Source organism: Actinomyces sp. Z16 (assembly GCF_003111765.1).
Taxonomy (GTDB): Bacteria; Actinomycetota; Actinomycetes; order Actinomycetales; family Actinomycetaceae; genus Actinomyces; species Actinomyces glycerinitolerans.
Map to the genome: position 1 here is coordinate 224,445 of NZ_CP027862.1, position 13,002 is coordinate 237,446.

The 13,002-nt window shown below is 68.1% G+C and carries 10 protein-coding genes; 3 read left to right on the top strand and 7 right to left on the bottom strand.

Going from position 1 to position 13,002, the window contains the following annotated elements; genetic code table 11:
• The first annotated feature begins 21 nt into the window (after nt 1–21).
• Nucleotides 22–567 (top strand): hypothetical protein, encoded by a 546-nt coding sequence (locus C3B71_RS16270; RefSeq protein ID WP_108965481.1) that lies wholly within the window; start codon nt 22–24, stop codon nt 565–567.
• A gap of 274 nt (nt 568–841) precedes the next feature.
• On the opposite strand, the gene C3B71_RS00965 is transcribed toward C3B71_RS16270, so the two are convergent.
• Together C3B71_RS00965 and C3B71_RS00970 are read right to left on the bottom strand one after the other, a co-directional pair.
• Nucleotides 842–2,413: an IS1634 family transposase gene (locus C3B71_RS00965; protein WP_108965483.1), complete on the bottom strand. Its 1,572-nt coding sequence runs from the start codon at nt 2,411–2,413 to the stop codon at nt 842–844.
• A 1,200-nt stretch (nt 2,414–3,613) separates the two neighbouring features.
• A complete protein-coding gene (locus C3B71_RS00970; protein ID WP_108965485.1) occupies nt 3,614–4,741 on the bottom strand; it encodes a bile acid:sodium symporter family protein in 1,128 nt (375 codons plus the stop codon).
• Nucleotides 4,742–4,983: 242 nt separating this feature from the next.
• On the opposite strand from C3B71_RS00970, the gene C3B71_RS00975 reads away from it, so the two are divergent.
• Nucleotides 4,984–5,862: an SMP-30/gluconolactonase/LRE family protein gene (locus C3B71_RS00975; protein WP_108965487.1), complete on the top strand. Its 879-nt coding sequence runs from the start codon at nt 4,984–4,986 to the stop codon at nt 5,860–5,862.
• A 57-nt stretch (nt 5,863–5,919) separates the two neighbouring features.
• Here the strand turns inward: C3B71_RS00975 and C3B71_RS00980 are convergent, their stop codons facing one another.
• Nucleotides 5,920–6,528, bottom strand: coding sequence for a DUF1269 domain-containing protein (locus C3B71_RS00980; protein WP_073329640.1), 609 nt, complete (start codon nt 6,526–6,528; stop codon nt 5,920–5,922).
• Nucleotides 6,529–6,820: 292 nt separating this feature from the next.
• On the opposite strand from C3B71_RS00980, the gene C3B71_RS00985 reads away from it, so the two are divergent.
• Nucleotides 6,821–8,107 (top strand): hemolysin family protein, encoded by a 1,287-nt coding sequence (locus C3B71_RS00985; protein ID WP_108965489.1) that lies wholly within the window; start codon nt 6,821–6,823, stop codon nt 8,105–8,107.
• A gap of 62 nt (nt 8,108–8,169) precedes the next feature.
• On the opposite strand, the gene C3B71_RS00990 is transcribed toward C3B71_RS00985, so the two are convergent.
• The 4 genes from C3B71_RS00990 to C3B71_RS01005 form a co-directional block, all read right to left on the bottom strand.
• Nucleotides 8,170–8,667, bottom strand: coding sequence for a TspO/MBR family protein (locus tag C3B71_RS00990; protein WP_199912544.1), 498 nt, complete (start codon nt 8,665–8,667; stop codon nt 8,170–8,172).
• Between the two features lie 169 nt (nt 8,668–8,836).
• Nucleotides 8,837–9,598, bottom strand: a complete 762-nt coding sequence (locus C3B71_RS00995) for a phosphoribulokinase (protein WP_234416007.1) — start codon at nt 9,596–9,598, stop codon at nt 8,837–8,839.
• A gap of 218 nt (nt 9,599–9,816) precedes the next feature.
• Nucleotides 9,817–11,688 (bottom strand): Ig-like domain-containing protein, encoded by a 1,872-nt coding sequence (locus tag C3B71_RS16655; RefSeq protein ID WP_159097597.1) that lies wholly within the window; start codon nt 11,686–11,688, stop codon nt 9,817–9,819.
• A gap of 183 nt (nt 11,689–11,871) precedes the next feature.
• Nucleotides 11,872–12,837, bottom strand: a complete 966-nt coding sequence (locus C3B71_RS01005) for a helix-turn-helix transcriptional regulator (RefSeq protein ID WP_159097598.1) — start codon at nt 12,835–12,837, stop codon at nt 11,872–11,874.
• Between the last annotated feature and the right edge of the window lie 165 nt (nt 12,838–13,002).

Here is a 13,002-nt window from a genome sequence, read left to right on the forward strand (position 1 = left end):
GTGGCTAAGGAACTTAGGGCGGTGAGCAAAGGCGATTGGGATCTGTCGCGTCCCTACCGCGTGTTCGTCGACGAGTCTGAGGTCCGGGGCTACTCGATTACCGCGGTGTACTTGCGACCGTCTGATGCGCATCGGATCCGAAAGACACTTCGGAATCATCTTCGCTCCGGACAGCGCTCCATTCACTTCACCAAGGAGCGTGATGAGGTACGCCGCGCGGTAATCGACGACGTCGTGGCGATGCCCATCAAGGTTGAGGTGTACCGGAGTTCGGCGAAACCGAGGATTGCGAGGCCAAGATGCTTACGCGCCTTGGCTGAGGCGTTGCGTGATGGCGCTTGCCAACAGCTCGTGCTTGATCGGAACGACTCTGTTATGCAGTCTGATCGACGCGTGCTGCATGAAGCGTTCGGCTCTGGTTGGGACGGAACCTACGACCATCTGCATGATCACGAAGAGCCTCTGCTCTGGCTGGCCGATGCTGTCAGCTGGTGCTGGAACAGGGGCGGGCAGTGGCGGGCCGCCTTGTCTAACGTCAGGCTTGACGTCATTGATCTGGGAAGCTGATACGCGAAACCCGGCTCGCCCACCGTCCGGAAGGCTGCCGGGTTCACTTCGCAGGGCTATTGCCCTGAGCGACCACCAGCTTACTTCGTCAGCGTCTACGGTGCCAGCGTCAGTTTCCCGGCAGGGCTAATCGTCGGCACCGAGGTGGAGGGCTGCGTCTCCTGCATGCTGTGACGTGCGAGTCGGTCGGACGCTCACGTGGCCAGGGGCAGGTGTCGAGTCAGGAAGCGCCTCGCCAGGTTGGTTGGGTGGTGGCCCCCTGAGTCCTGACAGTTTAGTGCCCTGCGGCGTTCAGGTTGTTGAGGATTTGCTGTGCGGTCTGGGTGGTCTGGGGCTGGGCGGTTATTTGGTGTCCGTTGATGGTGATTGTGACTTCCTGAAGTGGCTTCAGTTCGCGGACGAGCCGCTTGATGCTCACACCGGTGGCTTGTTGTAGGTGGCGGGCGACGGCCAGGGATGCCATCACCACGGTGAGATGGGCCTGGATGGCGTCGTGGGTGTGGTGGAAGACGGGCCTGGCCCGCAGGTCGTGCTTGCTCATGCGGAATGACTGCTCCACGTGCCACAGCTCGTGGTAGGAGGCGATCACTTCACTGGCGGGCATCACCGTGGCGGGGATATTGCTGACGTAGCCCTTCAGTCCCGCGAGCCGCTTAGCGCGAGCCAGAGCCTTCTCGTCGAGCACCTGGTCGCCCTTACGGGTGGTGACGAAGCGGGTGCCCTTGGGGCGCCTGTGGCCGGCGACCACCGCCCGCGCCCGGTTCTCCTGCGCGGTCAGGGTCTTGTTGTCCCGAGCGAACCGGCGCGCGCTATAGGCCCAGATCGCCCGCCACGAGCCCGGGAACTCCACTGGGCTCCAGACGGGCTCATCACGCGTCTTGTCGTCCCTCTCGGTCGAGCGCGTGCCTCGACGTGGGGTGATCGTATCGATCACCTGCCCGTCGGCCAGGGCGTCCCCGTGCCAGCGGAAATGGGCGGCCAGGTCCGCCGGCGCCTTGGTCATACGGGACCCGACGATGAACCCCAAGCCGGCCTGGTCGAGCGCTTCGAGGTTGGCCGCGGAGAGCATGCCGGCATCGGCCACCACCACCAGGTGCTCAATGTTGGAAGCCTTCCGGAACTCCTCGACCATGGGGATCAACGTGCTGGTCTCGGCCTTGTTGCCCTCCCAGCAGCCGATCTGTAGGGGGAAGCCGGCCCTATCCACCAGCAGCCCCACGATGACCTGCGGGTCGACCCGCCTCTCCTTGGAGTACCCCACCCGCCGCAGGGAGTCCTCCTTCTCGACCTCGAAGTACAAGGTGGTCACGTCGTATAGGCACAGGGACAGGTCCCCGCCGGCACTCACGTGCCGCAGGCAGGCGGCCTGAATACGGGAGCGGTAGTCGCCAGTAATGCAGCGGGCCAGGGACCGGAACAAGGAGCGTGGGGTTAGGGCATCAATTCCGAGTTCTCCCAGCACGGCGGGGACCTGCTCCTTACTGGTGGGCTCGACCAGACGGGCCAGCACCATCTGCATAAACCCCTCATCCCCACCCACCGCTTCATCCAGCCCCAGGGCCTCATACGCACCACACAGCACGTCCCACAGCAGGGCAGAGCGCTGCCCGACGACTACCGCCGGGGCGGCCTGGCGGGCAGCCTGAGGTGTCAGGCCGGCCAGGTCCAGCACCCCCTGGCCTCCCCGGATCTTCTCCCGCCCAGCCTGAATCAGGGCCGCCAGCTCCGCCTCATCGTGGGCCGAGCCCAGGTGCTCCACAACCCGGCGCACACCGTGCTCCTTAGCCACGATCTGCACAGCCGTAGCCCCCGACGCGGTACGCACCTTACGAACATACGGGCTCACACACCATCACTCTACCGCCACCGGATTAGTGCCCCACAACCACCAACCCAACCACACCACACCAACGAAAAACCCCAATCACCCCAGCGACCTGTCAGGAGTCAGGTCTAACGTCAGGCTTGACGTCATTGATCTGGGAAGCTGATACGCGAAACCCGGCTCGCCCACCGTCCGGAAGGCTGCCGGGTTCACTTCGCAGGGCTATTGCCCTGAGCGACCACCAGCTTACTTCGTCAGCGTCTACGGTGCCAGCGTCAGTTTCCCGGCAGGGCTAATCGTCGGCACCGAGGTGGAGGGCTGCGTCTCCTGCATGCTGTGACGTGCGAGTCGGTCGGACGCTCACGTGGCCAGGGGCAGGTGTCGAGTCAGGAAGCGCCTCGCCAGGTTGGTTGGGTGGTGGCCCGATGCCGGTTGGTCTCGGGGTTTCATCGTCGTTGCCGACGTTCTCCGGCGGCCGATCTCGGCGCCGGAGCCCGGCGATGAGATGTGCTGCCCGCTGGCGGCCAGCGGGTGAAGGTCCGGTGCTTCGTGTTGGCCGACGGGTCGAGCCGGAGCTGCGGGTTTGCACGCAAGGGCCGTCTGGGCGCACCCGCCCAAATCCCGGTTTCCCTTGGAAATACGCGGAATCTACCTCTGGGGCAGAATCCGGTGATATCACTCCAGTGTGCAACGGGGCCCGCGTTGCACACTGGAGCACCGTCATGACACCCGGATCGGGAGCCTGATCCGCGTAATCACGCGGATTCGGCCCCGGCGCTCGCTCCTGAAGTGTGCGGACCCACCGCGCCAGCGCGCGCAGCACCACCCAGCGGGTGCTCCGGCCACGCCAACCACCGACTCCAGCACCCGCACCACACCCCCCAAACCGGAAGAGCCCGAAAAGTGCGCATGGGTCCGGCCCACACAATACGAAATACGACCTTGGGGTGCGTTCCACGACCCTGGGGTGGTCGTAAAACGCACCCCAAGGTCGTAAAACGTCACGGAGGTCGTTGAGGCTCCCACCACGGTCGTGCAGCACGCCGCCTGGGTCAACTACGGTGATGCGATTAATTCGGGCTTGGTCGCATTGCAGCGCGTCAGCAGCATGTGCCGTGGCGTCGGTGGGCACGAGCAGGAGCGGGGTGCGACCGTACGAGGGAGACGGGGACGTCCCACGTGTTGCCGGGTGACGTTGGCACGTCTCTCAGGGCACAGGGGCTAGTCGCCGACAGCGGCTTGTGCGCGCAGCTGGCGGACCGTGGCCAGCGGGTCCTCGCCCTCGGGGAAGCCGCGCAGGCGCCAGTACATGGCGAGCACCGAACCGGTGATCGTGTGCCAGAAGGTCGCCACGGCGCACGGCGCCGCCACCGCGGCGCTGAGGTAGGTGGCGGCGAGCGTGGAGCCGAGCCCGGCGTTCTGCAGGCCGGTCTCGATGGAGATGGTGCGCCGGTCACGGCGGGAAACCCCGATGAGCCGTGCCACCGCGTAGCCCAGGCCATAGCCGATGGCGTTCTCGACGGCGATCGCAACGAACATCAGCAGTCCGGCAGTGGCGATCAGCGCCTGGCTGCGGGAGACCACCGCGGCCACCACCCCGGCGATGGCGATCACCGACACCCACGGCATGATCGGCTGAACCCGCGCGACCTGCCGGTGGGCGAACATGTTCAGCAGCAGCCCGGCCCCCACCGGCAGCAGCACGATCTGCACAATGGACAGCGCCATCGACCCCGCGGGTACCTCCATGTAAGTACCCGCCAGCCACAGGGTGAGCAGCGGGGTGACGACGGGGGAGAGCATGGTGGACAGTGCGGTCATGGATACGCTCAAGGCCGTGTTGCCCTTGGCCAGGAAACTGCACACATTCGACGTCGTGCCGCCCGGCACGCAGCCGATGAGGATGATGCCCACCTTGAGTTCATCCGGCAGCGGGACCAGGTGCGCCACGGTCCAGCCCACCAGTGGCATGACCGAGAACTGTGAGAGCACGCCGACCACCACCGGCACCGGGTGCCGGGCGATCATGGTGAAGTCCGGCACCGACAGGGTCATGCCCATGCCCAGCATGGTCACTGCCAGCAGCGGCGTCATGTAGTTGGACAGCGGCACGAAGGTGTCGGGGAGGAAGAAAGCCGCGAGGAAGGCCGCGAACATAATCAGGGGGAAGACGGCGACCGCAATCCGGGCGCTGCGCTCCTGGCGCGCATCCTCGACGGCGGCGCGCCGGGCCTCGGTGCGCTCGGCGGCTGCGCGGTCGGCCTCGTTTCCACCTCCCCGGCGGGGGGCGAGCTGGTCGGTGGCGGGCGGCGCGGGCCGCGTGCCGGCGTCATTGGCAGAGGGAGTCATGGGATCCTCGGAAGGCGAGATGCGGGGTGGGTGTCCGCCTTCACGGTAGGCCCCGCCGGGCCCCGACGGCGCCGCAGTCCAACCGGTGGACGTGCCCCGCGCGGTGGCTCAGTGTCGGCGCGCTTTTGCAGCCCGTGCGGCGCGCTTCGCACGGCGGCGCTGCCCGTGTGCGTCGCTTTACGCCTTGATGCCCCGCCTCGCGCCCTGCCGACAGGCCCGTCGTCCGCGCATAGCCTTACCCCATGCGAGCGCAACGCATCACCGACTCCATCGCCTATCACGCCGAAGGACCCTGCTGGTGGGAGGCCACCGGCCGACTCCGCTTCGTGGACATGCTCGCCGGCGCCGTCGTCGAACTGGACGAGGCCGCCCCGGGCGGGCGCCGCCGTCTACCCGTCGGTTCCGCCGTCGCCTCGGTGATCCGGCCCCGCGTCGGCGGCGGCGCAATCGTCGCCACGGAGCACGGGATCTCCCTGTCCCGCCGCGAGGATCTGGCCGACCTCGCCCCCGCGGTCACGCTGTTCGCCGACCCAGCCGTGCGCACTAACGAGGGCGGCTGCGACCCCGCCGGCCGCTTCTGGATCGGCACCATGCCGTATGCGAAGACGCCCGGCGACGCCACCATGTACCGGTGGGACGGCCCGGGCGCCACCCCCGTCCGCGCCTGGGGTGACGCCACCATTTGCAACGGACTCGGCTTCTCCCCCGACGGCGGCACCGCCTACTGGACGGACACGCCTACCGGCACCGTCGTCACCATGGACTACCGGCCCGAAGACGCCGACCGCGGTGGCCTGACCGCCCCGCGCCCCTTCGTGTCTATCGACCCCGCCGCCGGACACCCGGACGGCCTCTGTGTGGACGCCGACGGCGGGGTGTGGGTCGCTCTGAACGGTGGTGCGGCCGTGCACCGTTACGCCCCCGACGGTGCCCTGGACGCCGTCGTCGAGCTCCCGGTGCGGCAAGTGACCGCCTGCACCTTCGGCGGTGACGACTACGCGACCCTGTTCATCACCACCTCCCGCGAGGACCTGCCCGACGACGTCGAGCCGGCCGCCGGGTCGATCTTCGCCGTCGCGCCGGGCGTGCGCGGACTGGCGCCCCTGCCCTTCGGAAGGTAGAGCAGGGGCGCGCTCGCCGCGGGCGGCACAGGGCGTGAGTCGGCCGTCGGCCGGGCTTCAGCCCTTGCGGTGGAAGCGTTCCTTGAGGCGTGCGATGCGCTCGTCCCAGTTCTCCCTGCGCTCCTGGCGCCGCTCCTCGCGCATCACCCGCGTCGCCTCGCGGTGGGCGGCCCTGGCTGCCTCCTGCGCGGCCTCCAGCTCCGCCAGTACCTCCTCCGCGGGGCGCCGCACCACCACGCCGTCGAGCGGGGCGACCAGCCCGTCCAGCACCTCGGGCGCGTACTCGCGGGCCTCCGCGAAGATCGCCGTCGTGCCCGCGGGCAGGCGTGAGCTGAACTCCCCGATGGCGGTCTCGGCACGGTTGACCCGTTCGACGTCGACGAAGCCTCCCGCCAGGGCGCCGGCGCCCCAGCCCAACAGCATTCCCAGCGGCCCGCCCAGAATGCCGACGACCATGCCGATGAGCCCGCCGGAGAAGGCGCCATCACCGATGCGGGCGTCCTCTCCCTCGGCCAAATGCAGGTGCCCGTCCGGCTCCCGTTCGGCAATAATGGCCGCCGGTACGACGATTCTGTTCGCCTGCGCGGCCTGGCGGATGTCGCTGAGCGCCTCATATGCCTTACTGGACTCCGCGAAGGTCACCACGATGAAATTGTGCGCGGTCATGATGCTGACTCCTGCCTGGTAGTGGTTGGTGATCCCGCTGGGGGATCGTTGACGAGGAAAGTAAACAGCTCCGACCCCGCTAACTCACCGGGTTTTGAGCCCCGTTCAGGCAACTCGTATGGTTTTCCTGGCCGCGACTAAGAGCTGTTTGAGGCTACTGTCACGTGTTTTAATGTGTGCGATCAGAAAACGCCGGGTCGAAGCGGTGACTCATGGCGATTCAAGCAACCTATTGGCGGCCATTGGGGGAGTCGGCAGAAACTCCGCAGCCGACGTCGCAACAATTGCGAGCGTGGACCCATTGCTGCGCAACTGCCTGCTGGTAGTACTGTTCATCCTCGTCGGCGCCTGCTTCTCCGCCGCCGAGATGGCGCTGGTGTCTCTGCGGCCCACCCAGATCGAGGAGTTGGCCGGGCGGGGCGGCGCCGGGAGGACCGTTAAGCGGCTCACCGCCGACTCCAACCAGTTCCTGTCCGCCGTCCAGGTGGGTGTGACCATTGCCGGCTTCTTCTCCGCCTCCTTCGGGGCGGCGCAGATCGCGCCCGCGTTGGCACCCGCTCTGAGCGCATTAGGCGTCGGACGAGCGGCGGCCGCGTCTATCGCATTCGTCGTCGTCACGCTGCTGATCGCCTACCTGTCGGTGGTGGTAGGAGAGCTGGTGCCCAAGCGCATTGCCATGCAGTCGGCCCAGACCGTGGCGCTGCTGGCGGCCCGCCCGCTCGCGGCCATCACCACCGCGCTGCGGCCGGTGATCTGGCTGCTGGGCGTGTCCACGAACGCCCTGTTGCGGGGGTTGGGTTGCAACCCGGCCGCGCGGGAGGAGTCCGTCGGACTGGGGGAGCTGCGCGCCCTGGTGCAGGCCCAGGAGAGTCTCGGAGCCGAGGAGCGGCGCATGGTGCTGGACCTGCTGGAGGTGGGTGAGCGGACGGTGGCGGAAGCGATGACACCGCGCACCGAGGTTGAGTTCGTCGGTGCGAGCCTGTCCGTCGCGCAGGCGCGCGCCTCTCTGGCCGGGCTGGAGCACTCCCGCTACCCGGTGCGCCGGGGCCGGGATGACGACGACGTCGTCGGCTATGTGCACCTGCGGGACCTGATCGCGCCCGCCGACGATTCGCTGACCGTCGGCGCGCTGGCCCGAGAGCTCCTGCTGCTGCCGGCGAGCGTGCCCATGGTGTCCGCGCTCAGCCAGATGCGCGCGGCCCGCGCCCACATCGCCCTGGTGGTGGACGAGTACGGGGGCACGGACGGGATCGTCACCCTGGAAGACCTCGTGGAGGAGTTCGCCGGACAGATAGCCGACGAGTACGACCGCGAGGAGCCCGCCGTCGTACGCCGCGGTGATGCCGTTGTCATCGGCGGTCTGGCCACCCGTGCCGAGGTGGCCCGGGCGCTGGGGCGCGAACTGCCCGCCGGCCCCTTCGACACCCTCGGCGGCTTCATGATGCTCGAGCTGGGGCGGATGCCGCGCGCCGACGACGTCGTCGCCTGGGACGGTCTGCGCCTGCGGGTGGTGGCCATGGACGGCCGCCGTGTCGACCGGGTCGAGGTCGTCTCCGCGCGGAAGCGCCGAGACACCTGAGACGGGCCGGCCCGCGCGGGCGCCCGGGAGCCCCGCTCGACGTCGTCGTGGGGCGCGGCGGCTCAGTCGTTCAGCTTCCAGACGGCGCAGGACAGGGCCGTGGCGAAGGCGGTCCAGGCCGGGTACGGCGCCAGGGCGATGCCGCGCATCTTGCTGACCTTGGAGACGCGGCGAGTCAGATCCGCCGAGCTGGCGGCGAGCACCCCGGCCCAGGCGGCCGAGAGCATCGGTTGCTGGGCCCGGAAGAAGGCCCAACTCCAGCCACCGTTGAGTGCGAGGTTCGCGACCAGAGCCGTCAGGAAGCGCTTGGCCTCCTTGCTGGTGCCCGTGAGTTCCCCCGCCTCCCACAGATCGGCCAGGGTGAGCCCGGTGGTCAAGGCGATATCCGTGTACAGCGTGGTCCAGGCGATTGGGAAAGCCGCATTCGGTGGATTCCAGTCCGGCTTCTTGAGTTTCTTGTAGTACTTGCCGCCCGGGTCGGAGGCGGCGGTACCGACGGCGGCGGTCACCGCGACCAGTGCGGACGTGGTCAGCAGCGCCTTCATCTTGAAGTGGGTCATTGGAATGCTCCTCCTTCTGCGGCGGACGCCCGACGTTCCAGGCATCGCTGCGGCGAGGCTATTGACCCCGGATGGGGGTGGACTCGATGCGGGCGCACAAGTGGGCGGCAAGGCGCCGACCGCATACGGGGGAGCGTCTGGGGAATGGCTGAGGCGCGGCAGCGCCGGCTCAGGCGTCCACCGCTGCGGCGGGCTCCAGTCGCCAGATCTCATCGCAGCGGTGCGCGCAGGCCGTCACCAGGCGGGCGTTGGGCACGTCCACGGTGCGGACCCAGTGCGCGGCCTCAGCGGCACTGCGGCCGAAGCTCTGGTGCCGGGCCACCAGGCGACGCACCAGTTCCGCCTCGGGAACGTCGATGAGAACGAGCAGGTCGATCCGGGCGCGGATGTCCTCCCAGCCGCCGGAGTCCAGTGCCAGGTAGTTGCCCTCGGTGAGCACGACGCCCGGCCCGTGTACCAGCGTGCCCGCCGCCACCGGCTCGTGCAGGTCCCGCCGGTACACCGGAGCCAACACGTCCGCACAGGCGGGCGCGCGCACCCGGTCGAGGACCGACAGGTAGCCGGCGACGTCGAAGGTGTCCGGGGCGCCCTTGCGGCCGTGGCGATCGAGCGCATCCAGGACCGCGTTGGACATGTGGAACCCGTCCATGGGCACGATGCCCGCGAGCAGGCCACGCTCCCGTAGTCGCTCCTCCAGAGCTGCCATGAGCGTGGACTTGCCCGACCCGGGCGCCCCGGTCAGCCCGACTACGACGCGGCCGTCGCCGTCGCCGTCGCGGGCCGTGGCGCCGTCGTCGACGCCGTCGAGGCGGCCGGGGTGGTCGGCTGTGCTCCCGGCCGTGGCGCCGTGTAGGCGAGCGGCCAGACGTTCCACGAGGTCGGTGAGCAGTTGCTCGGAGGGGCCGGTGTGCATGATCGGCGAGGTGGGCATGGAGCGATTATCGGATACGAGGGCGCAGGACGTCGCGGTGTAGGCGTTCCACCTGAGCATTTTCGCGCGGATGAGGCAGGTGCCGGTTGGTCCAGGTGCGCAGAAGTCGCTCAAGCGCATATATGCGTGGCGGGCTCGGCTTCGAATGGAGCCGAGCCCGCCATCAGGCAGTCCCGTATAGGACTGCCGAGGTCGATTGCGTGGGTGTGATTGTCGGGTCAGGCCCGCCTGCGCGCAACCGTGGCTGAGATTCCAGCGAACAGGAGAACCGCGGCGACCATTGCAAGCGACGTGGTCCCTGCGCCGGTCTTGGCGAGCTTCGCACGCGGGGTCGTCTTCGCGGCCGGGGTGGACGGCTGGCCGGGTGAGGGCGCCGTAACTCCGGGCGTGGTTCCGGCGCTGGGTTCGGCGGTCGGTTCGACCGTGGGTTCGGTGGTGGGTTCCACGGTGGGTTCGGTGGTCGGTTCCACGGTGGGTTCGGTGGTCGGTTCGACCGTGGGTTCGCTGGACGGCTCCACGGTGGGTTCGGTGGTCGGCTCGGTGGTCGGTTCCACGGTGGGTTCGACCGTGGGCTCGGTGGTGGGTTCGACCGTGGGCTCGGTGGTCGGTTCCACCGTGGGTTCGGTGGTCGGCTCGGTGGTCGGTTCCACGGTGGGTTCGACCGTGGGTTCGGTGGTCGGTTCCACAGTGGGTTCGGTGGTGGGTTCCACAGTGGGTTCGGTTGTCGGCTCCACGGTGGGTTCGGTGGTGGGTTCGACCGTGGGCTCGGTGGTCGGTTCCACGGTGGGCTCAGTGGTCGGCTCGACGATCGGCTCATCCGGGAAGGCGTTGGTCGCCACGATCTTCACCGTCGCGGCCGCATCGATGGGGAATGTTAGCGACACCCCGTTCTCGATCGGCGTCGCCGTCGCCCCGTCCACCTCGTAAGAGACGCTCACGTCCTCGGGCAGGTTCTTCTCGACGATCTGGCAGGTGGCGGAGGACTTGGTCGTCACCGTCGTCGTGGTCTGCCCCGCCTGAATCGCCGGCATGTCAATGAAATCGGCGGACAGGCACTTGTAGGAGAACTGGTAGGAGGCGTCGGCCGGCGCCGCGGTTCCGGTCGTGACCTTCTCGATCGTGAAGGATGCCCGGTGGCCGGATCCGGTCCCGCCGCTGTTGGGCAACTCGACGCGCCCAACCACCGTGGCCGGCTCGCCATCCTCTGCCACCGAGATCGTGGCGGTGTTGACCAGCTCGTCCAGGTCGGCGACCTCCGGGCCGACAGCGGCACGCAGGTCGATCTGGAGCGATTCGTGAGCGGGCTGGTAGCGCCCGTCGGCCATGGGGCTGAAGACGATGCGCACGCCGCCGCCGGCGGTCTCCGTGCAGGACCAGCGGTTGGAGTCGATCTCGTGGTCGTAGACGACCTCCGTGTGCGGGTAGGGCGTGCGGTCGTAGATCTTCGCGCCGTCGCAGGTCATGGTGAGCCCTTCACCGCCGACGTCCTCAACGACCAGCGGTTCGTAAACGTCCTGCGCGGTGGTGCCGACGTAAATGCTCCAGCGAGAGCTGCTCATGTCGGCGTCGTACACGCCGGTCTTGCCGCTGGACTGGTCGACACCGGAAGGGCCGGGGCCCACATAGGTTCCGGGCAACTGGAAGCTCTGACCACAGGAGGTGAAGGTCAGCGTGTAGTCGCCGCCAGCCTCATCGACCTGGGAGCGGTCCCAGCCCAAGGTCACCCAGGCCGAGCCGGTGATGTCGCCGTAGGTGTCGGCATACTCGGACAGGACGAAGTTGAGCGTCTTGCCAGACCACGTGGCGCGTCCGACGACGACGCCGTCCGGTGCCGTCAGGTCGAAGCTGCTGGGGCCGCGGTTCTCCAACTCGGCCGGCAGGGTCAGCGTGAAGCTGTCCCCGGAGCTTGCGGTGGCGGGTGCGGTCCACGTCAGGTCGGCGCGCACCAGGCCGGAGGCGTCGGAGACGTAGGTTCCGTTGGTTACGTGGGTGCCGTCCCGCCAGGCGACGGAGGTGACGGAGCCGGCGCAGGTTTCCGCGGCTGCGGCTCTCGCTGGGGCGGCCTCATCGCTGATGTCGGCAGAAGCCACGGTCCCTGGGACGGAGAGAGCGAGCACCAGAGCCGCGGCGCAAGCGAATGAGCGTAACGCCTTCATTGCATTCCCTTCGATGAATCGGGGGATCTGTCATGGGAGACGGAACTCATCGAAGCACGGGATTAGTAACGCGTTTGCTAGCGACGAGTGGCGAAGAGCTGCCATGTCATGCGTGCGTCACTCGGATTGCCCTTGGCCGGGGGCGTCGTCCGTCTGCGGGAGCCACCCCAGTCGTACCGCCTGCATACCCAGCTGAAACCTGCTCTGCGCCCCCAGTAGATGATTCAGCTCAGCGACTCGCCGGGCCACTGTCCGCAGGCTCACTCCTAGCTGACGCGCAATCGCCTCGTCGGTCATCCCGGAGGCCAACATCCACACCAACTCACGATCCTGCAGCAGCGCGCTTTCGATGGCTGATACGCGCGGCATTGGAACGCCCCTCTGCCACAGGTGCTCGAACAGGTCGCCGAAGGTCTCGACCAGCTCACGTTCAGTGATGCGGGTGGTAACGATTTCGTTGCCGGACCCCTGACGCAGAATGAGCGCCGTCGTCTCGTCGGCGAGGAGCATGCGGAAGGGGAGTTTGTCGACGAAGCGGGCCTCCTCGCCCTGGCGGATGGATTTTGCGACGACCTTGAAGTAACTCGGATCGTGCAAGGAGGCCATTTCGTACAGCGCACGGTGTCGTACGCCGCGGCGTAGCGACTCCGGCTGCATGCTCGCCTGCTGTCCCGCGGAGGTCAGGTACGGTGAGCGATCCATCCCCCGGAACTCGCCGCGGGCGGTGGCGAAGAGCTGGTTGAACATGGCGATGGCCCGTTGCGGGGACCGGGTTGTTTCCACCGCGTGCCGACCACCCTGCTCGAGCAGGTCCAATTCCAGGGCGGCGGTCTCGGCGCGGCGGGCGTCCTCCCGGTATCGCTGCTCTAGGTCGCGTAATGCGCGGGCAGCTGAGCGCGGGTTCACCACCCCGTCGGCTACGGCGGCCAGGTCCGCTTCAATGAGCTCTGAGAGAGCGGGGTCCTCGGAGTCTGCGGCGCGGAGTTCGCCGTCCAGCAGCGATAGGTACAGGGACTCGGCGGCGTCGCTGATGCCGAGTCCGGCGAGTAAGCGGTGAGCCGCCCCGACCTCCGAATCGCTCATACGCGTGATGCTAGCGGTGAACATGGGGGCGTTGCTGGGAGCGAGCTCCATGGAATCGGGGCGGGGCCGGGCTTTGCACGACCTTGGGGTGCATTCCACGACCCTGGGGTGGTCGTGGAACGTACCCGAAGGTCGTAGAACGTCGCCGCGGGTCGTGGAGCGCGC